General features: G+C 71.1%; 22 protein-coding genes and 1 riboswitch. Of the genes, 13 read left to right on the top strand and 9 right to left on the bottom strand.

Annotated elements, in window-relative coordinates; translation table 11 throughout:
* Positions 1 to 32 precede the first annotated feature (32 nt).
* Positions 33 to 130: riboswitch (glycine riboswitch) on the bottom strand.
* A 90-nt stretch (positions 131 to 220) separates the two neighbouring features.
* The gene (locus tag T9R20_RS07465; RefSeq protein ID WP_322411891.1) at positions 221 to 1,402 is read right to left on the bottom strand and encodes a MarP family serine protease; all 1,182 of its coding nucleotides are present in this window, start codon (positions 1,400 to 1,402) and stop codon (positions 221 to 223) included.
* 134 nt (positions 1,403 to 1,536) lie between these two features.
* Here T9R20_RS07465 and T9R20_RS07460 point away from each other — a divergent pair, with 134 nt between their 5' ends.
* The 6 genes from T9R20_RS07460 to T9R20_RS07435 are packed head-to-tail and all read left to right on the top strand — an operon-like array spanning position 1,537 to position 8,075.
* On the top strand, positions 1,537 to 2,229 hold the full coding sequence (locus T9R20_RS07460) for an NUDIX hydrolase (RefSeq protein ID WP_322411890.1): 693 nt from the start codon (positions 1,537 to 1,539) through the stop codon (positions 2,227 to 2,229).
* Positions 2,226 to 3,545, top strand: a complete 1,320-nt coding sequence (gene nadA / locus T9R20_RS07455; RefSeq protein WP_322411889.1) for a quinolinate synthase NadA — start codon at positions 2,226 to 2,228, stop codon at positions 3,543 to 3,545. Before T9R20_RS07460 ends, nadA begins: the two co-directional genes overlap by 4 nt.
* A complete protein-coding gene (gene nadB, locus T9R20_RS07450) occupies positions 3,542 to 5,128 on the top strand; it encodes an L-aspartate oxidase (RefSeq protein ID WP_322411888.1) in 1,587 nt (528 codons plus the stop codon). Before nadA ends, nadB begins: the two co-directional genes overlap by 4 nt.
* Positions 5,122 to 5,988, top strand: coding sequence for a carboxylating nicotinate-nucleotide diphosphorylase (nadC, locus tag T9R20_RS07445; RefSeq protein WP_322411887.1), 867 nt, complete (start codon positions 5,122 to 5,124; stop codon positions 5,986 to 5,988). Before nadB ends, nadC begins: the two co-directional genes overlap by 7 nt.
* A gap of 9 nt (positions 5,989 to 5,997) precedes the next feature.
* The gene (locus T9R20_RS07440) at positions 5,998 to 7,137 is read left to right on the top strand and encodes a cysteine desulfurase family protein (RefSeq protein WP_322412133.1); all 1,140 of its coding nucleotides are present in this window, start codon (positions 5,998 to 6,000) and stop codon (positions 7,135 to 7,137) included.
* Positions 7,134 to 8,075: a glycosyltransferase family 2 protein gene (locus T9R20_RS07435; RefSeq protein WP_322411886.1), complete on the top strand. Its 942-nt coding sequence runs from the start codon at positions 7,134 to 7,136 to the stop codon at positions 8,073 to 8,075. The genes T9R20_RS07440 and T9R20_RS07435 overlap by 4 nt, the downstream gene beginning before the upstream one ends.
* Before the next feature lie 18 nt (positions 8,076 to 8,093).
* Here the strand turns inward: T9R20_RS07435 and T9R20_RS07430 are convergent, their stop codons facing one another.
* On the bottom strand, positions 8,094 to 10,148 hold the full coding sequence (locus T9R20_RS07430) for an ABC transporter ATP-binding protein (RefSeq protein WP_322412132.1): 2,055 nt from the start codon (positions 10,146 to 10,148) through the stop codon (positions 8,094 to 8,096).
* A 56-nt stretch (positions 10,149 to 10,204) separates the two neighbouring features.
* Between T9R20_RS07430 and T9R20_RS07425 the strand changes: the two genes are divergently transcribed.
* The 3 genes from T9R20_RS07425 (at position 10,205) to T9R20_RS07415 (ending at position 12,730) form a co-directional block, all read left to right on the top strand.
* Complete coding sequence (locus T9R20_RS07425) at positions 10,205 to 10,414, top strand: hypothetical protein (RefSeq protein ID WP_322411885.1); 210 nt, start codon at positions 10,205 to 10,207, stop codon at positions 10,412 to 10,414.
* Between the two features lie 156 nt (positions 10,415 to 10,570).
* On the top strand, positions 10,571 to 12,091 hold the full coding sequence (locus T9R20_RS07420; RefSeq protein WP_416182958.1) for an MDR family MFS transporter: 1,521 nt from the start codon (positions 10,571 to 10,573) through the stop codon (positions 12,089 to 12,091).
* A gap of 90 nt (positions 12,092 to 12,181) precedes the next feature.
* Positions 12,182 to 12,730 carry a type 1 glutamine amidotransferase domain-containing protein gene (locus T9R20_RS07415; protein ID WP_322411884.1) on the top strand — a complete coding sequence of 183 codons (549 nt, stop codon included), beginning with the start codon at positions 12,182 to 12,184 and terminating at the stop codon, positions 12,728 to 12,730.
* An 18-nt stretch (positions 12,731 to 12,748) separates the two neighbouring features.
* On the opposite strand, the gene T9R20_RS07410 is transcribed toward T9R20_RS07415, so the two are convergent.
* Positions 12,749 to 12,889: a hypothetical protein gene (locus T9R20_RS07410; RefSeq protein ID WP_322411883.1), complete on the bottom strand. Its 141-nt coding sequence runs from the start codon at positions 12,887 to 12,889 to the stop codon at positions 12,749 to 12,751.
* 42 nt (positions 12,890 to 12,931) lie between these two features.
* Entirely contained in the window at positions 12,932 to 13,774 is an 843-nt protein-coding gene (locus T9R20_RS07405) for an Fpg/Nei family DNA glycosylase (RefSeq protein ID WP_322411882.1), read from the bottom strand.
* A gap of 206 nt (positions 13,775 to 13,980) precedes the next feature.
* On the opposite strand from T9R20_RS07405, the gene T9R20_RS07400 reads away from it, so the two are divergent.
* On the top strand, positions 13,981 to 14,193 hold the full coding sequence (locus T9R20_RS07400) for a hypothetical protein (protein WP_322411881.1): 213 nt from the start codon (positions 13,981 to 13,983) through the stop codon (positions 14,191 to 14,193).
* On the opposite strand, the gene T9R20_RS07395 is transcribed toward T9R20_RS07400, so the two are convergent.
* Positions 14,190 to 14,519 carry a hypothetical protein gene (locus tag T9R20_RS07395; RefSeq protein ID WP_322411880.1) on the bottom strand — a complete coding sequence of 110 codons (330 nt, stop codon included), beginning with the start codon at positions 14,517 to 14,519 and terminating at the stop codon, positions 14,190 to 14,192. The two genes, T9R20_RS07400 and T9R20_RS07395, sit on opposite strands and share 4 nt — an antisense overlap.
* A gap of 93 nt (positions 14,520 to 14,612) precedes the next feature.
* Positions 14,613 to 14,840: a hypothetical protein gene (locus T9R20_RS07390; RefSeq protein ID WP_322411879.1), complete on the bottom strand. Its 228-nt coding sequence runs from the start codon at positions 14,838 to 14,840 to the stop codon at positions 14,613 to 14,615.
* A gap of 67 nt (positions 14,841 to 14,907) precedes the next feature.
* Between T9R20_RS07390 and T9R20_RS07385 the strand changes: the two genes are divergently transcribed.
* Positions 14,908 to 15,300 carry a PPOX class F420-dependent oxidoreductase gene (locus T9R20_RS07385; protein WP_322411878.1) on the top strand — a complete coding sequence of 131 codons (393 nt, stop codon included), beginning with the start codon at positions 14,908 to 14,910 and terminating at the stop codon, positions 15,298 to 15,300.
* 15 nt (positions 15,301 to 15,315) lie between these two features.
* Here T9R20_RS07385 and T9R20_RS07380 read toward each other — a convergent pair whose 3' ends face one another.
* The 3 genes from T9R20_RS07380 to T9R20_RS07370 all read right to left on the bottom strand — a co-directional run bounded on the left by T9R20_RS07380 (position 15,316) and on the right by T9R20_RS07370 (position 17,219).
* The gene (locus T9R20_RS07380; protein WP_322411877.1) at positions 15,316 to 15,879 is read right to left on the bottom strand and encodes an alpha/beta fold hydrolase; all 564 of its coding nucleotides are present in this window, start codon (positions 15,877 to 15,879) and stop codon (positions 15,316 to 15,318) included.
* 75 nt (positions 15,880 to 15,954) lie between these two features.
* Positions 15,955 to 16,671, bottom strand: a complete 717-nt coding sequence (locus tag T9R20_RS07375; protein ID WP_322411876.1) for a hypothetical protein — start codon at positions 16,669 to 16,671, stop codon at positions 15,955 to 15,957.
* Entirely contained in the window at positions 16,671 to 17,219 is a 549-nt protein-coding gene (locus T9R20_RS07370) for an RNA polymerase sigma factor (protein WP_322411875.1), read from the bottom strand. Before T9R20_RS07370 ends, T9R20_RS07375 begins: the two co-directional genes overlap by 1 nt.
* Positions 17,220 to 17,415: 196 nt before the next feature.
* Between T9R20_RS07370 and T9R20_RS07365 the strand changes: the two genes are divergently transcribed.
* Both T9R20_RS07365 and T9R20_RS07360 read left to right on the top strand, forming a co-directional pair.
* Positions 17,416 to 18,129, top strand: coding sequence for a CHRD domain-containing protein (locus T9R20_RS07365; protein ID WP_322411874.1), 714 nt, complete (start codon positions 17,416 to 17,418; stop codon positions 18,127 to 18,129).
* 17 nt (positions 18,130 to 18,146) lie between these two features.
* The gene (locus T9R20_RS07360; RefSeq protein ID WP_322411873.1) at positions 18,147 to 18,797 is read left to right on the top strand and encodes a class F sortase; all 651 of its coding nucleotides are present in this window, start codon (positions 18,147 to 18,149) and stop codon (positions 18,795 to 18,797) included.
* Positions 18,798 to 18,800: the final 3 nt, after the last annotated feature.

The raw sequence follows: 18,800 nt of genomic DNA, 5'->3' as shown, positions 1-18,800 counted from the left end.
CAGAAAGCGGCGGCATCCTTTTTCAGAGTCGGCCGGCACGGACGGTACGCGGTACCTGAGAGATTGGCGGGGAGGCTTGCTCCTTCGGTGCTCGGCGCCGTCGGCGCCGAGGCTCTCCCGTCCGTGTCATGGGCCGGTGTGAAGTTGTGACCCGGCGGGGCCGGTGGGGCCAGCATAGCGGCGTCGACGCCATTCGCCCAGAGTCTCGCGGCTGCGCGCGTCAGCCCAGGCAGTCGCCGGTGGAGACCCGGTCGCTGAGACCCGCCGCCCCGGCGGCGACGGGCTCGAGTTCGGCATTCGTCATCGCGAACCCCCGCGTGTCGTCGCCGTCGGCCCGTGCGAAGACGACGCCGGCCACCTCCCCGTCTCCGGTCAGGAGCGGCCCACCGGAGTTGCCGGGTCGCACCTCGGCGAAGAGCTGATAGATCTCACGCGGATTGGCGGTGTCGTCGTAGATGTCGGGAACCGGCACCGTGCCCACCGAGAGCACTTCCGCCCTGGTGGGCGTCCAGGGCCCTCCGAGCGGATAGCCCTGCACCTGTGCGGCGCTTCCCGCCGTGAGGGGGCCGCTGAGACCGAGCGGGGCGACGCCGAGGCCGTCGACGGCGATGACGGCGAGGTCGTCGATCGGGTCGAAGTACACCACGCGCCCCTCGACGGCCGTGCCCCCGTTGGGCTGCACGACGGGGGTGTCGACGCCGGCCACGACGTGGGCGTTGGTGACCACGCGGTCGGGGGCGACGACGAAGCCCGATCCCGTCGAGCTCGTGCCGCAGGCGAAGGCCGTGCCCGACACGCGGAGAACGGATGCCGAGGCGAGTTCGAGTTCGGGATCCTCCTGCGGGATCGGCGTCGCCGTGCCGGGCGTGACCTCCGGGGTGACAAGGCCCCCGAGGCGCGGCAGCCCGTCGTCGGTGACGAAGCTGCGCCACTCCCCCAGTGTCTGGGAGACGGGCGCCGGGATCACCCCGTTGATGATCGTCATGACGCGCGACGACGCCACCGCCGGTCCGAGGACCGGCGCTCCGGTGTTCGCCACGCTCTGGCCGACGAGCGAGAGCGCGAGCGCAGCGACGACGACGCTCACCACGCCCCCGAGGAGCCGGTCGATGACCCGCAGCTTCACCCGATCCACGCCGCGCCGGATCACACCCCCCACCGCCCCGCCGATCGTGCCGCCGAGGACCAGGAGGAGGAACGACGCGACGATGACCACGAGCGGTCGCCAGTCCTGCCAGGGCCATGCATCGTTGATGACGGGGGCCAGCCACCACGCCGCGACGCCGCCGGCGGCGAGCCCGAGAAGGGTCCCGAGGCTCGCCACAAGCCCGCGCTGGAGGCCCACGACGAGGGCCACCACCAGCAGGACGATGAGGAAGAGATCGACGAGCAGCACGGCCATCCTTCGGCAGGGAGCCACCAGCGTACGGCGCTCGCCTGTGACATCCCCGAAGCGGGGCCGCACGACGTCCCATTTGCCTTCAGGTCGCGATGACAATAAGATGGGATCACCCTTAAAGTCAGGATGACAAGAACATGGATCCCGAAGTCGAGGACATCCGCGTGGCGGTGTCGACGGTGATCTTCTCCCTGCGCACCCCGAGACCCGGTGATGCGCCGGCGGTCGTCCTCCCGCTCGTGAAGCGCACCCGGGACCCCTTCGAGGGCCTGTGGGCGCTTCCCGGTGGCTGGCTGGGAGCCTGCGAGGGACTGGATGCCGCGGCATCCCGCACCCTCGGCGAGACCACGGGGCTCGCCCCCAGCTACCTCGAACAGCTCTACGCCTTCGGCGCGGTCGACCGCTCCCCCACCCGCGTCGTGTCGATCGTCTACTGGGCGCTCCTTCGTCCCGAAGAGGTCTCCGACGTCGAGAACGTCGGCTGGTTCGACGCCGCCGACCTCCCCCGTCTCGCCTTCGACCACAACGAGATCGTCGACTACGCCCTGTGGCGCCTGCGCAACAAGGTCGGCTACAGCCGGATCGCCCACGGCCTGCTCGCCGACGAGTTCACCCTCGCCGAACTCCGCGAGGTCTACGAGGCGATCCTCGACAGAAAGCTCGACCCCGCGAACTTCCGCCGCCAGGTGGACACCTCCGCCACCCTCATCCCGACCGACCGGTTCCGCACCGGCAGTCACCGCCCCGCCCGTCTGTATCGCTACAACCGCGATGTGGAGCTCGCCGACCGCGGGCCCCTCTCGCGCTCGCCCGAAACGAGTGTCCGATGACCACCCTGCTTCCCACCCCCGCGCTCCGCGAGCCCGTCGACCCCTCGGTCGATCATGAGATCCAGGCGATCGTGTCGGGGAGATCCACGACCGAGACCTGCGCGACCGACCTCGCCGTCGGACCCTGGGACTTCGACGCCCGGCCCGGCTACGGACCGGGGTCGTCGATGGGCGATGTGATCCCCACCGGCGCGCCGCGCCAGGGGGAGCTCCCCCGCGAGTACCGCGAAGCCCCCGAGGCCGAGCTCGCCGACCGGATCCGGGCCGCCAAGGCCACCCTCGGCGACCGGGTCGTCGTCCTCGGCCACTTCTACCAGCGCGAAGAGGTGATCGCCCACGCCGACTACGTCGGCGACTCCTTTCAGCTCGCCAATGCCGCGCTGGCACACCCCCACGCCGAGGCCATCGTCTTCTGCGGTGTGCATTTCATGGCAGAGACGGCCGACCTCCTCTCGCGGCCCGAGCAGGCCGTCATCCTGCCGAACCTCGCCGCAGGCTGCTCGATGGCCGACATGGCCGACATCGACCAGGTCGAGGAGTGCTGGGAGCAGCTCGCCGACGTCTACGGCGATCTCGACACGCCCGACGAGGACGGCCGGGTCCCCGTCATCCCGGTGACCTACATGAACTCCTCCGCGGCGATCAAGGGATTCGTCGGCCGTCACGGCGGGATCGTCTGCACCTCCTCCAACGCGCGCACCGTGCTGGAATGGGCCTTCGCCCGCGGGCGCCGGGTGCTGTTCTTCCCCGACCAGCACCTCGGGCGCAACACCGCCAAGGCGATGGGCGTGCCGCTCGAGCAGATGCCGATGTGGAACCCGCGGAAGCCGCTGGGCGGCAGCACCGCCGACGAGCTCGTCGGCGCCCGCGTCATCCTCTGGCACGGGTTCTGCTCGGTGCACCGTCGCTTCACGGTCGACCAGATCGACCGCGCGCGTGCCGAGCACCCCGGCGTCCGCGTCATCGTCCATCCCGAGTGCCCGATGGCGGTCGTCGACGCCGCCGACGAGGCCGGTTCGACCGACTACATCCGCAAGGCCATCCAGGCCGCGACCGAGCCGACGACGTTCGCGATCGGCACCGAGATCAACCTCGTGCAGCGACTGGCCGCCGAGCATCCGCAGCACACCATCTTCTGCCTCGACCCCGTGGTGTGCCCGTGCTCGACGATGTATCGGATCCACCCCGGGTACCTCGCCTGGGTCCTCGAAGGACTCGTCCGCGGGGAGGTGCAGAACCGCATCACGGTCCCGGCCGAGGTCGCCGACCCCGCGCGGCTTGCACTCGAGCGGATGCTGGCGGCGAAGCCCTCATGAACCACACCCCGTCACCCGTGCACGCCGTCGTCGTCGGCAGCGGCATCGCCGGTCTCACCGCCGCCCTTCACGCCGTCGGCGGCGGCTGCGCGGTCACCCTCGTCACCAAAGACGTCCTCGAGCACGCCAACACCCGCTACGCCCAGGGCGGCATCGCCGGGGTGATGTTCGACGACGACCGCGTCGAAGACCACATCCGCGACACCCTCACGGCGGGCGCGGGACTCAGCGACCCCGAGGCCGTCCGCGTGCTCGCCGAAGAGGGTCCCGCCCGCATCCGCGACCTCATCGCGCTCGGTGTCGCGTTCGACCGAGCGCCCGACGGCACCCTCGTGAAGGGGCTCGAGGCCGCGCACTCCTACCCGAGGATCCTCCACGCCGGTGGGGACGCGACGGGCACCGCCGTGGAGAAGGCGCTCGTCGCGCGCCTCCGCGAGAGCGGGGTGACGGTGATCGAGCACGCGTTCCTCATCGACCTCGTGGTCGATGCCGGTCGGGTGCGGGGCGTGGAGCTGCTCGTCGGCGAAACGCCGGACCGCGCCGGCGAACGACGTGCCCTCGCCGCCGACGTCGTGGTGCTCGCCACCGGCGGCGCGGGCGAGCTCTACGCGCACTCCACGAACCCCTCGGTGGCCACCGGCGACGGGATCGCCGCGGCCCTGCGCGCCGGCGCCGAGATCGCCGACCTCGAGTTCTTCCAGTTCCACCCCACTGTCCTCCCCGAAGACGATCGCGGCGAGGCCTTCCTCGTCTCCGAGGCCGTACGCGGGGAGGGCGCGACGCTCATCGACGACACCGGGCGGCGCTTCGTCTTCGACGTGCACCCCGACGGCGAGCTCGCGCCCCGCGATGTCGTCGCCGGGGCCATCGCCGACCGGATGGCCCGGCAGGGCGGGCGTCCCGTGCGCCTGGATGCGACGCATCTGCGCCCCACGCTCGCTGAGCGCCGCGCGTTCCTCGCCCGACGCTTCCCCACGATCGATGCCGCGGTGCGCGGCCGAGGGTGGGACTGGGCTGCAGAGCCCGTGCCCGTCACACCCGCCGCGCACTACCTCATGGGAGGCGTCGTGACCGATCTCCACGGCCGCACCTCGCTCCCCGGCCTCTACGCGGTCGGGGAAGTGGCACGCACCGGCGTCCACGGCGCGAACCGGCTGGCGTCGAACTCGCTGCTCGAGGGCGCGGTCTTCGGCGCCCGGGCGGGCGACGCCATCGCGGGCGACGCCGCGTCCGGCTGGCCGTCCCCGCCCGCCCCTGCCTCGTGGGACGACACCGCGCCGGCGCTCCCGATCGCGGTGGTCGCGCCCCCGCCCTTCGATCGCGCCGCTCTGCAGGAGCTGATGTGGACGCACGCGGGACTCGTCCGCACCGAGCGGGGGCTCGCCGAGGCCGCGGCCGTCCTCCGCGCCTGGAGCGCAGTGGTCGCCCCTCCCACGACCGAGTCGGACTACGAGGATGCCAACCTGCTCCTCGTCGCCGGCCACCTCGTCGCAGCCGCCCGGGCACGACGCGCGTCGGTCGGGGCACACGTCCGCGCCGATGCCCCGGCACCTGCGTCGATGGCACAGGCGGCGTCATGCTGACGCCGGCGGCGATCGACCGTGTCGTCGGAGCAGCCCTCTCCGAAGACGCGCCGTGGGGTGACCTGACGAGCTCGGCCTTCATCCCCGAGACCGCCTTCGCCCGGGCCGAGCTGATCGCCCGCGAGGCGGGCGTCGCGAGCGGGCTGAGCGTCTTCGCGTCGGCCTTCCGTCTGACCGACCCCGGGATCACGGTGACCGCGCTCCTCGAGGACGGCGCAGTGTTCGACCCGGGATCGGTGCTCGCCGTCGTCGAGGGGCCTGCCCGCGGCATCCTGACCGCCGAACGCGTCGGCCTGAACCTGACGCAGCGGATGTCGGGAATCGCGACCCTCACCGCTCGCTACGTGGCGGAGGTCGCGCACACCCGGGCCCGGATCGTCGACACGCGCAAGACGACACCGGGGCTGAGGCCCCTCGAGCGTCACGCCGTCACGAGCGGCGGCGGCCGCAACCATCGGTACTCGCTGTCCGACGCGGTCATGGTCAAAGACAATCACCTGGCGGTCCTCACCGCGGACGGCTCCTCGGTCACCGAGGCGCTGCGCACCGCGATGTCCTCCCTCCCCCACACCGTCCACGTGGAGGTCGAGGTCGATCGGCTGGACCAGATCGAGCCTGTGCTCGCCGCGGGCGTCGACACGATAATGCTCGACAACTTCTCGCTGGACGACCTCCGCCTCGGCGTGGGAATCGTCGCCGGGCGGGCGATCGTCGAGGCCTCCGGCGGCGTCTCCCTCGACACCGTGCGCGCGATCGCCGAGACCGGTGTCGACGTCATCTCCGTCGGAGCGCTCACCCATTCGGCCCGAGCGCTGGATCTGGGGCTCGACATCCGCATCGCCGCTCCGGATGCGGAGTGAGCGATGTCGCTGCTCTACCTCGACAACGCCGCGACGACGCCGGTGCGCCCGGAGGTCCTCGAGGCCATGGCGCCGTACCTGACCCGCTGGTTCGGCAACGCCTCGAGTCACCACACGGTCGGCGAGGCAGCGGCCGCCGCCCTCGACGACGCCCGTTCGCGCGTGGCCCGCGTGGTCGGGATGCGCGCGGGTGACATCGTCTTCACCTCCGGTGGTACCGAGGCCGACAACCTCGCAGTGAAGGGCATCGCGGTCGCGGCCCAGCAGAACCGGGGCGCCCGGCACGTGGTGACCTCACCGATCGAGCACGAGGCGGTGCTGGAGTCGGTGGAGTACCTTCGCCGGATCCACGGGTTCGCGGTGACCGTGCTGCCGGTCGACCACGACGGACGGATCGACCCGGCCACGGTCAGCGACGCCCTGCAGGAGGACACCGCCCTGGTCGCCCTCGGCTACGCCAACAACGAGGTGGGGACGGTGCAGGATGTGGCGGCGATCGCAGCGACGACGGCGGCGCGGCGCATCCCCCTTCACCTCGATGCCGTACAGGCGGCGGGATGGCTGTCTCTTGCGGGAACCGGCGCCGACAGCCTCGCCATCGCCGGCCACAAGGTCGGCGCCCCCAAGGGCACCGGGGTGCTCGCCGTGCGCGGAAGGATCCCGATCGAACCGCTCCTGCACGGCGGCGGGCAGGAGCGGGGGCGCCGAAGCGGCACCGAAGACGTCGCCGGGGCGGTGGCCCTCGCGACCGCGCTCGAGCTCGCCGAGGCCGAAAGGGCAGAAAGCAGCGCCCGTGCGGCCGTCGACCGCGACCGCTTCATCGCCGCCGTGCGGGCGCGGGTCCCCGAGGCGCGTGTGACCGGACACCCCGTTCATCGGCTCCCCGGCACGGCGAGCTTCGTGTTCCCCGGCACGTCGGGCGAGGCGATCCTGCTCGAACTCGAGCGCCGCGGGGTGGTGTCTTCGAGCGGGTCGGCGTGCGCGGCGGGCAGCGACGAGCCCTCGCACGTCCTGCTGGCGATGGGCGTCGACCCCGAGGTCGCGCAGACCGCGGTGCGGTTCAGCTTCCCCCACCAGCCCGCCGTCGACGTGGACGCTCTCGCCGACCAGGTCGCGGCGGCCGTGCGGGCGATACGATCGGCCCCGTGACACCCGCCCTCACCGTCATCGTCCCGGGCTTCGACGTCGGGCCCTGGGTCGGCGAGGCGCTCGCATCCCTGCAGTCCCAGACCTTCCGCGACTGGCACGCGGTGCTGGTGGACGACGGGTCCACGGACGACACCCCCGAGATCTTCGCTCGCGCGGCGGCCCGAGACGAGCGCTTCCGCGTCATCCGCCACCCCCAGCGGCGCGGCCTCGCGGCCGCCCGAAACACCGGGCTCGGTGCGGTCGATACTCCCTACCTGGCCTTCCTCGACGGTGACGACCGGTTCACCCCGACCGCGCTGGAGCGACTCCTCACCGTCCTCGACGACACCGGCAGCGACTTCGTCGCCGGTGCCTACGTGCGACTGCGACCCGACACCGCGGGCGGGTACACCGCGGGATCGGTGCAACCGTGGGTCGCCGCGGCGACCGACCCCGAGCGCCGGCGCACCTCGCTCGAGGAGCACCCCGAGGCATCCGGGAACATCGTCGCCTGGTCCAAGGTCAGCCGGCGCGACTTCTGGCGCCGCGCCGGCCTGACCTTTCCGGAGGGGCGGCTGTACGAGGACCAGATCCTCGCCCAGCGGATGTACACCGCCGCACGATCGTTCGACGTCGTCCCCGACGTCGTGGTGGAGTGGCGTGAACGCGCGGACGGGTCGTCGATCACCCAGCACAAGGAGGCTCTCCCGGTCCTGCGCGACTACCTCGACGGTCTCCGGGGCGGTCTGGAGATCCTGGATTCCGCAGGGCACCCGGCCGCCGTGCGCGCGCGCATCGAGCTCATCCTGCGTCTGGACCTCCCCCCGCTCGTCGCCATCGCCCGCACCCACCGGGACGACGGCTATCGGCGGGCGGTGGGGGCGTTCGTCCGCGACCTGCAGGGCCGGGGATCCGAGCGCGCTGCGACGGCGGAGGTGTCGGCCGCCGCGCTCTGGTGAGCGCCGCCCCGGTCGAAATCAGGGCAGCGGGCGGTCGGGAAGGACGACCACCGGCTCGGTGAGGAGTCTCGCGACCTCCTCCCGATCGCGACGCAGGTCGTCCGCGACCTCGGGCTGCGCCTCCTCATCCGGCGCGCGGTCCGCTCGACGCTCGGCGAGGTCGGCAGGTTCGTCGCCGGCCTCGGCGTCGAGCACCCGCGTGGTGGCGAGCTGCTGCGCCGCGAGTTCGGCGTAGAGCCCCCCTGCGGCCACGAGTTCGCCGTGCGTCCCCGACTCCACGATCCGCCCGGCCTCGATCACGTGGATGACGTCGGCGGCGATGACCGTCGAGAGGCGGTGCGCGATCGACAGGGTGGTCCGTCCCCTCGCCGCGGCGTCCAGCGCCTCCTGCACCACCCGCTCCGAGACGGTGTCCAGGGCCGAGGTCGCCTCGTCGAGGAGGAGGACCGGAGGATCTTTCAGCAGAACGCGGGCGATCGCGATCCGCTGCTTCTCACCGCCCGACAGCCGGTAGCCGCGCTCGCCGACGACGGTGTCGTACCCCCGCTCGAACCCTTCGATGACGTGGTGGATGTTGGCGGCCCGGCATGCCGCCTCGAGCTCGGCATCCGTCGCGTCTGGTTTCGCGTACCGGAGGTTCTGCCGGATCGTGGCATGGAAGAGGTATGTCTCCTGCGAGACGATCCCGATCCGGTCGATGATCGACTCCTGGGTGAGGCGACGGACGTCCTCGCCGGCGAAGAGCACCGCTCCGTCACCGGCCTCGTAGAAGCGGGGGGTGAGGTAGAGCACGGTGGTCTTGCCCGCGCCGGAGGGACCGACGAAAGCGACGTGCTGTCCGGGCTCGGCGACGAACGAGATACCTCCGAGGGTGGGGCGGGTCTCCGGTGCGGCATCCGGGTAGCGGAACACCACGTCGCGGAACTCGATGCGTCCCAGGGGTCCGGGTGCTTCGGCGACGTCGATGGCGTCGGGGGCGTCGCGGATCGCCGGCGTGAGGTCGAGGTACTCGAAGATGCGGGCGAACAGGGCCGCCGAGGTCTGCAGGTCGAGCGCCACGCGCATCAGACCCATCAGCGGCATGAGCAGGCGCGCTTGCACGGTGGTGAAGGCGACGATCGTCCCCGCGGTGATCGCGTCGGCACCGCCGGTCACGAGGAGCCCCGCGACGAGGTAGATGAGGGCCGGCACGCTCGACATCAGCACCTGCACGACCGCGAAGAAGCCCTGACCGCTCATCGCGCGTCGCACCTGCAGCCGCACCTGGTTGACGTTCTCGTCGGCGTAGCGCGCCGACTCGGTGCGCTGGCGGTTGAACGACTTCGACAGCAGGATGCCCGAGACACTCAGCGTCTCCTGCGTGATGGACGTCAGCTCCGACAGCGACTCCTGGGTCTCCCCGGCGATCCGCGCGCGCACCTGACCGACACGGCGCTGGACGATGACGAGGAACGGCATCATGACCACCGCGATGATGGTCAGGCGCCAGTCGATGATGATCATCGCCACGAGCGACGCGATGACGGTGACGACGTTGCCGAGGATGCTCGTCACCGTGTTCGTGAGCACCCCCGATACGCCGCCGACGTCGTTCTGCAGCCGGGATTGGATGACGCCCGTCTTGGTCCGGGTGAAGAAGGCGAGCTCCATCGCCTGGAGATGATCGAAGAGGCGCACCCGCAGGTCGCCGGTCACCCTGTTCCCCACGGTCGAGGTCAACCACGTCTGCACGACCCCGAGCACGGCGGAGAGGAGGAAGAGCCCGATCATGATCGTCACGAGCCGGGCGAGGAGGGGGATGTCGGGGGACCCGCCGCCGACGGGGAACAGCGCGTCGTCGAAGATGCGCTGCACGAGCAGGGGCGGGATCACCGCCACACCGGCGCCGACGATGACGAGAACGCCCGTCAGGATGATTCGGCCGAGGTACGGGCGGAAGAGGGCGATGACGCGTCGGCCCAGATTCGGGATCTTCGGCGCCTCGGCGTTCAGCCGGCGCTGCGCCTCGATGTCGACGGGTCGGAAGCCGCCGGGGGCTCCCCCGCCCCCGCCGCCGCCGCCGCCGCCGCGCATACTCACCTTCGCCAGCCTACTGACGCCCACCCCTACCGGCTCGGTAGGGTGGCTGCATGAGCGAGACCACTCCGGAACAGCCCGCCCGCGATGGAGAGGACCTCGCCGAGATCCGCGCCGAGATCGACGAGCTCAGGGCCGTGCCCGAGGAGGAGCTGACCTCCCCGACGCCGGCGGGACTCCTGGCCGCCGAGCCAGAGCCCGAGCCGACGGATCCGATCGGTTCGGCCGACGACGACGACGCGGAGCCGACCGTCACGTCGTGACAAGCCCTCCCCGAGCGGATTGCCCCCAGGCGGATTCGCCTTGGACGGGAATGCCGCGTCGGAGGCGTCGGTTAGCCTCTGACAGTCCTCGCGGTGACGCGCGCCTGCGCGCGCCCTCCGTCTCTTCGCCTTCATCCACCCGTTCCGAGGAGCCTCGTGGCAGCCACCGACACCGTTCCCACCGCCGGCACCGTCCGGGATGCCGCGACGCCGCCCGCGACGCTCAGTCCGATCGAGAGCCGGATCATCTGGCTGCTGCTGGCGGCCGCCTTCGTGGCGATCCTGAACGAGACGACGATGGGCATCGCGATCCCGCGTCTCATCGTCGACCTCGGCATCACCGCCGTCGCCGCGCAGTGGCTGACCACGGCGTTCATGCTCACGATGGCGGTGGTGATCCCGATCACGGGCTTCCTCCTGCGCCGCTTCACGACCCGGCAGATGTTCATCGCCGCGATGAGCCTCTTCTCGCTCGGCACGCTGATCGCGTTCCTCTCCCCCGGCTTCCCCATGCTGCTCGTCGCGCGGGTCGTGCAGGCCTCGGGAACGGCGATCATGATGCCCCTCCTCATGACGACGATCATGAACGTCGTCCCGCCGCAGTCGCGTGGGCGCATGATGGGCCGCGTCAGCATCGTCATCTCCCTCGCTCCGGCGATCGGACCCTCGCTGTCGGGCTTCCTCATCGACACCGTCGGGTGGCGGTGGAACTTCGGGGTCGTCCTCCCGATCGCCCTGGTCGCCCTGGGCGTCGGCGCGATCTGGATCCGCAATCTCGGCGAGACCACGCGGGCTCCGATCGACGTTCTGTCCGTCATCCTCTCGGCCTTCGGCTTCGGCGGCCTCGTCTACGGTCTGAGCCAGATCGGGGGCGCTGCCGAGGCGCACGGCGGCACGGCCGCCGAGGCGGCGACCGCATCCACGACCGCGACGGTCTCGCTCATCGTCGCGTTCTCGGTCGGCGTGATCGCCCTGGCGCTCTTCGCGTGGCGTCAGATCCGACTGCAGCGCACCGACGACGCCCTGCTCGATCTGCGGGTCTTCACCTTCCGCAATTTCAGCTTCGCCACCGGCCACATGACGCTGCTGTCAGCGGCGTTCTTCGGCATCATCACCGTGCTGCCGCTGTACGCGCAGAACGTGGTGGGCCTCGACCCGTTCATGTCGGGCCTCATCGTCCTGCCCGGCGCCCTGGCCATGGGTCTCGCGGGCCCGATCGTGGGTCGCATCTACGACCGGTACGGCACGCGGGTCCTTCTCGTCCCGGGCACCGTGATCGCCGTCGGGATGCTGTGGGTCTTCACGACGTTCACCGCGACCACGCCGGTGTGGGCCATCGCCGCAGGCCAGACCGCGCTGTCGATCGGTCTCGCGCTGTCGTTCACGCCACTGTTCACAGCGTCGCTGGCGTCGCTTGACCGGAAGTACTACTCCTACGGCTCGGCGGTGGTCGGAACGGTGCAGCAGGTCGCCGGGGCAGCCGGCATCGCTCTGTTCATCACCGTGATGTCCAGCGTGCAGGCGGCCGCCGAGGCGTCCGGAGCCGAGGACGCGGGAGCCCAGGGGGCGCACGCCGCGTTCCTGCTCGCGACGATCGTGTCGCTGCCGCTGCTGTTCAGCGCCTTCCTGGTGCGCAAGCCCGCCGACGAAGGGCTCCCCCTCCCCGCGGCGCACTGAGGCGTAGCCGTCACAGGTGCCGGGGGCAAGCCCCGGGTCAGGGACGGCGGAGCGACCTAGCGTGGGGGCGACCCCACGAAAGGATCCGTCATGACCGACCTGAACGGCAAGACCGTCGCGTTCCTCCTCACCGACGGCTACGAGGACAGCGAGTTGACCAGTCCATGGCAGGCGGTGACCGATGCCGGTGCCCGGGCGCACCTCGTCTCACCCGCGACGGGGAGCGTGACAGGCAAGAAGGGGCACGAACAGGCGGTCGATGTCGCCGTCGCGAGCGCCGATGCCGCCTCGTACGACGCCCTCGTGCTGCCCGGCGGCGTCGTCAATGCCGACCATCTCCGGATGGATAACGCCTCGGTGGCCTTCGCCCGCGACTTCTTCTCTCAGCACAAGCCGGTCGGCGTCATCTGCCACGGCGCCTGGATCCTCATCGAGGCCGGAGCTGTGGAAGGCCGCACTCTGACGAGCTATCCGAGCCTCAAGACGGATCTGAGCAATGCCGGAGCCCGGTGGGTGGACGAGGAGGTCGTCGTCGACCAGGGACTCGTTTCGAGCCGGACACCCGACGACCTTCCGGCGTTCAACGCGAAGGTCGTCGAGGAGATCGCCGAGGGCACGCACGCCGGTCAGACACTCTGACCGGCTCCGCGGAAGTCCTCAGACGCCGCAGGCGCTGCCGCCGCAGCACGAACCGGCGGCGCCCGGTGCGCCCAGGAGGTTCGCGCCCGGGACGAGGGGCTTGGTGTCCTCGGTGGTCGCCGCGGCGGGAGTATCGGTCGTGGAGGTCTGCGTGGTCATCCCTCCATGCTAATCCGATCCCCGCGGGCCGGACGTCTCCGCTCAGTCAGCGGGACCCTGGCACGTCGGACAGTACTGCGCCGACCCCTTGGACCCGGGTACGTCCGCCACCTTCCCGCCGCACACCGGACAGGCTTCGCCGGTGCGCCCGTGGACGCGCATCGACTCCGCCTTTGCCTGTTTCAGTCGCGGGAGCGGGATGCTGCGGCGCGCACGCACCGCCTCGGCGAGCTCGTCTCGGATCGCTTCGAACAGCACTTCCCGCTCGGCCTCGTCGAGAGCGGCGGCGTGCGTCGTGGGTGCGATCTTCGCGCGATGGAGGATCTCGTCGGAGTACGCGTTGCCGATGCCCGAGATGCTCTCCTGCTCCTGCAGCAGCGCCTTGAGCTGCTTGCGACGTCCGACGGTGATCCGGTCGAAGTCGGCCCGGGTGTACGTCGGTGACAGCGGGTCGGGTCCGAGCTTCTTCACCGCCGGCACGTCCTGGGGGTGATCCACCAGTGACAGCGCGAGAGAGAGCCATTCGCCGGCGTCGGTGAACTCCAGGGCGGTGTCGTCGTCGAGTTCGACCGTGGCGATCACCGCCGCGGCAGGCGAGGTCGGCTCGGCGGCATCGTGCGCTGCGTCGTCGTCATCCTCGACGCGGTGGCGCACCCACCCCGCGCGTCCGAGCGTGACGACCAGGTCGCCGCGGTCGGTGTCGATGTCGAGGTGTTTGCCGAAGCGCGTCACACCCGTGATCGTGGCCCCGACGAGACCCTCCACCGGTCGATCCCGGGTCTTCCACGAGCGGAACTCCCCCACATCGACGCCGATGATCCGACGGTGGGACACCGCGTCGTCGAGGACGTCGGCGAGGACCTGCACTTCGGGCGACTCGGGCATGCGGTCATCCTTTCATCGACGGCGCCACGCGGCATCCGCGTGTCTAGAATCGCCGGATGGCGAACGCGAGGGTGTGGTGCCGCAGCAGGAGCGGCGGCGCCGTCTGCACCCGCCCTATCGGTCATGCCGGGCTCCACAATCGTGTCGGCACGGGGAGGATGTGGTCGGACGCGCAGTCGGATGCGCCTCGGTGCGAAGGAAGCGGCATGCCGGCGGGCGTCGCCGCGCCCCTCCCCGACGGATTTCCTCACGGTCGGGCGGTGTGCCCGGTCTGCTGGGATTTCGTCGACCTCGAAAACGATGCGCTGACAGACCATGACGCCTTCACGGGCCCGTCGGACGAGCAGGACGCCGCAGCGCGCGCGGCGTGGTTCAACACTCACGGCTGGGCCGACGAGACGGCCACGGTGTCGGACTAGAACTCCTCGCCCCAGTTCAGTCCCTCGCGGGGATCGGAGGCCATCCGCATCACCGGCCGCTGCTCGCGCGTCAGGGATTTCAGCTGAGCGACGACCTCTGGGGCGGAGATCTCGGCACCCGTCAGCGGGGCGTCCTTCACCACGATCTGGCTCGCCGGGCCGACCAGGAAGGTCGCGGTGATCGTCGAGCCGTCCGGCTCGCGAACCGGGATCTCCACGATGTGCGCGGCGTGCGCGGCGCCGAGGGATTCACTGTAGTCGAGGAGGGCCGCAGCGACCTCGTCCCCCGTCAGGAACTCACTCCCGGCGTAGACGATGATCTTCATGCCTCATGTCTACTCCGCCACCCCCGCGAGGAGGTGCCCCCTTGCCAACCCGGCCGGGGCGAGGTACACGGGTGCGGCGCCGGGGGGATCGAGTCAGGCTCCGGGGTCGATGTCCTGCTCGGGGTCGACGCTCTGACCGGTCGGCGTGCGGAAGTGCGTCGGTGACAGGGGCGGCTCGCCGCTGTCCGCCGCGCTCCCCTCGCCCTGCTCGAAGAAGACATCCGGCTCGGACTCGTCGCCGCGGGAATGGTCCTCCCGCTGGAACGGGCGGTCATCGTCGCGGCGCGGAGGGACAGGGAGGAAGGGGTCGGCGGTCGACATGAGCCGAGTGTGCCAGCCGGACGGCCCGTTCGGGTGAACTCCCGCTGGGAATCGGTAGCGTGTGGTGATGACCTCTGCGCACCTGCTCGCCCTCGGTTCCGAGGCGTTCGTCTCCCTGACGACGTTCCGGCGCACGGGAATCGGCGTGTCCACCCCGGTGTGGATCGCGCGAGACGGAGACGCGCTGGTCGTCACGACGCCGGCCCCCTCGGGGAAGGTCAAGCGGCTGCGCAACAATCCGTCCGTGACCCTGCGTCCGAGCGGGCGGATGGGACACGTCGACCCCCACGCGCCGCTCACGATGGCGACGGCGGAGGTCGTGGCCGACCCCGCGGAGGTGCAGCGCTGCTCGGAGGTGCTCCACGCCAAGTACGGGGCCGAGTACGTCATGATCATGGGCATCGAGAGCCGCTTCGCCCGCGGCCGTCAGGAGCGGGTGATCCTGCGCATCACGGACTGACCGGACCCTCCCCGGTCAGTCCCAGTCGAGGTACTCCTCGATGAACAGCGCCGTCTCGATCGGGTGGGACATCGGGAAGAGGTGATCGCCGGGAACCGTGCGGACCGTCGCCCGATCGGGGGCCGCGGCGTGGAGCCGCTCTCCGTTCGCGGAAGGGGTCACCGCGTCATCCGTCCCCTGGATGATCAGCACCGGGATGCCGGGCGCGAGCTCGATCTCGCTCTCCTCTGCTCCGAGGAGCAGCAGTCCGTCGATACGCGCGGTGTACGAGGCCGCGACGGCGCGCGCCACCGTGCCCCCGGGCCCGTGCCCGCCGACCCAGGTGTCGTCGAGGCCGACGTGGTCGAGAACGGCCATGACGTCGGCGACGCGCTCCTGCACATCCGTTGCGGCGCCAGCGGGCTCATCCACACGGATGACGCGGAAACCCGCCTCCTCGGCGAGGTAGTGGGCGATCGCGCCCAGGGCGTCGCCCTCCAGGCTGTGCTCGGGAATGAGGACCAGCGAGACCGGGCCCTCGCCCTCGTCGATGAACGGGATGACGCGCGCGTCGCGCGCGACGGTCTGCACGTCGGGCATCGGGATCCTCTCGAGTCGGGGCTGCGGGGCGCTCAGCGCCGGACATTCGCCTGGAGGAGCCTACCCGGTGCCGCGTCAGGCCTCCGGCAGATCCGCCTGCGCCAGGATCGAATCGTCGGCCGAGCGGATCTCGATCCGAACGGCGTCTGCACGCAGCACCGCGGCGTTGAGGCGGCACTCGATCGGCACCTCCGACCCCAGCATCGCCCCGGCCGAGTATTCCTGACCTGATTCATCGATCAGCACGACGTCGTAGGTGGCCCCGACGTCGAGCCCCGTCGCTTCGAAGACGGCCTCGGTGCCCCACGTGTGCGCCACGAGATCGGCCTCTATGTCGACATCCGCCGGAATCCCGTCGAGGTCGACCGATTCGATCGCCCCGAGCGTTCCGGGCGGACCCGAGGGCGTCGCCCCCGGGGGCTCGGGCCACGCGATGCCGATGACGACACCGACGGCCAGACACGCCGCAGCCAGGGCCGGAGTGATCCACCGCCGCGCCCGCCGGACGGTGGTCGCGGTGGCTGCCGACGCGGACGTCGGGGACGGCACCGCGGCGTCGGCGTCGATGGCCCGGAAGATCCGATCGCCGAGCGCGTCGGCGTCCCGCGGCGCCGTCCACGTGACATCGCCCTCACGCAGCCGGCTCGACAGAGCGGCGAGCTGGCGGAACTCCTCCTCGACCTCGGGGCGCCGTCGCCGGAGGGCGTCCCATTCGGCCGCCTCGCTCTCGGTGAGTTCGCCGGCGAGCGCCGCCGCCATCAGTTCGGCGATGCGGTCATCGGGGGTGCGCATCATTCCTCCTCCGTTCCCTGGAGATGTCTCCGCAGTGCTCTCAGCCCGTGGAAGGCCCGGGTCCGCCACGTCGCCACCGGAATGCCGGTGGCGTCGGCGAGCTCCTGATAGGTCCGGCCTTCGATGTGGACGGCTACGACGACCGTCCGGTGCGCCTCGCTCAAGGCGGCGAGGCCCTCGATGATGCGAAGCCTGTCCAGCGGGTCGATCGCTTCCGCCATCCGCGTCTCGAGCTCGGCGTCGTCCCCGATGCGGGGCAGCCGGGCACGGGCGCGGAGAGCGTCGACGATGACGTTGCGCGCGATGGCGAAGAGCCACGTGCGCTCGGTCGCCCGGGCGCCGTCGAAGCGGTGGCGGGAACGCCAGGCGCGCAGAAAGGTCTCCTGCACGCAATCCTCTGCCAGGGGCCGGTCGCGGAGCGCGTTGACGGCGTAGCCCAGAAGAGCGCTGCCGTTCTCGGCGAACGCCCGTCGCGCGTCGAAGTCATCCGGGGGGCGCCGCTCCGAGGTCATCCGCTCCCCCTCGCCCCGTCGTGCGGTGTCTCCCACCTCGCCTCCTCACAGGCTAACGACCGCCACGCGCCGGCCGGTGCGCGGCGATCGATCATCAGGGGATACCCGCGGCGCGGGTCTTTCATTCACTCGGGCGGAAGTTTTTCCCGCGGTCGATGAACGTATCGGCAGGCCCCCTCGTAGAACCCGACAACGGATGCGACCGCGCGTCCTGATCGGAAGGTTCGAGGATATGACGAAGAAGACATCCGCCCGGCTCGTGACGATCGGCGCTCTGGCCGGCGTGGCCGCCCTGGCCGTCGCAATGCCTGCGCACGCCGAGACCGAGGTCGAGGAGCCCAGCACGTTCACGAGCGCCTTCACGGTGATGGCGACACCCGACCAGGTCGTCAATCCCGACGGCGTCGTCACCCCCGGGCAGGAGGGCGCGACGGGAACATTCACGTTCCGCATCAACTCCGAGCTCGAGATCATCTGCTACGACATCCGGTTGGAAGGCGTGAGCGGCGACTATCAGAGCCCCGCGAAGACCGCCACGCACATCCACGAGGCGGCAGCGGGTCAGCCGGGGCCCCCGCGCATCGCGTTCCCCAACCCCGAGCCCGTCGGTGACGGACCGCGCACGTCATCGGGGTGCCTTCAGGGACCCTTCACCACCGGCGTGATGGTCGACGGCGTCGACAGCGGCGAGGGCTTCTCGCTTGCCGAGATCGAAGCCAACCCGGCCGGATTCACCGGCGACTCGCACACGGTCGACTTCGTGGCGGGTGTGGTGCGCGGCCAGCTCTCCGCCATCCCCGTCGGCGGTGTGGACACCGGAGCCGGTGGCACCGCCGACAGCGGCGTCTCTCCGCTCGGCGTGGGCGCAGCTGCCCTGGGAGTGGCGGGACTCGGGCTCGGCGCGGCGGTCGTGGTGGCTCGGCGCCGGCAGGCCGCCGTGCGATGACCCGAGCGCGGTCGGCTGTGCGACGTCCATTCCGGGGGGGATGGACGTCGCGCGGCGCGCTCGCGGTCGTGGTGGCCCTGGCGATCGGCAGCGCCACCGCCTGCACGGCGGGCGCGGGCGCGGGGGCGTCCGCACCCGCCGTGTCGGAGGTGCCTGGGCCGTCGGTCTCGACGCCGACGGCGTCACCGGAGCCGTCGGCGTCATCGGAGCCGGCTGCGACGGCGCTGCCGCCGACGCGGGTCTCGGTGCCCTCCATCGGACTGGACGAGCCGCTCATCGACCTCGGTCTGAACACCGACGGTTCGATGGAGGTTCCCGCGGACTTCGACGCAGCGGGATGGTTCACGGGCGGCGGCAGACCCGGTGGTACCGGTCCGGTGGTGATCGCCGGGCACGTCGACTCGCCGACCGGCCCCGCCGTGTTCGTCCGTCTTCGCGAGGTGCAGATCGGCGACCGGGTCGATGTCGCGGATGCCGCCGGCACCGTGCACACGTATGTGGTCACCCAGACCGCGGACTACCCGAAGTCCGCTTTCCCCACCGCGGCCGTGTTCGGGGCGGTCTCTTCGGACGAGCTTCGCCTCATCACCTGCGGCGGGGTCTTCGACTCCGACGCCGGATCGTACGTGGACAACCGGGTCGTCTACGCCGCGCGCGAAGCGGACTGAGCG

This window comes from Microbacterium invictum (assembly GCF_034421375.1).
Lineage (GTDB): Bacteria > Actinomycetota > Actinomycetes > Actinomycetales > Microbacteriaceae > Microbacterium > Microbacterium invictum_A.
The sequence above is the reverse complement of the archived record's forward strand: the minus strand, read 5'-3'. Positions and strand labels throughout refer to the sequence as shown.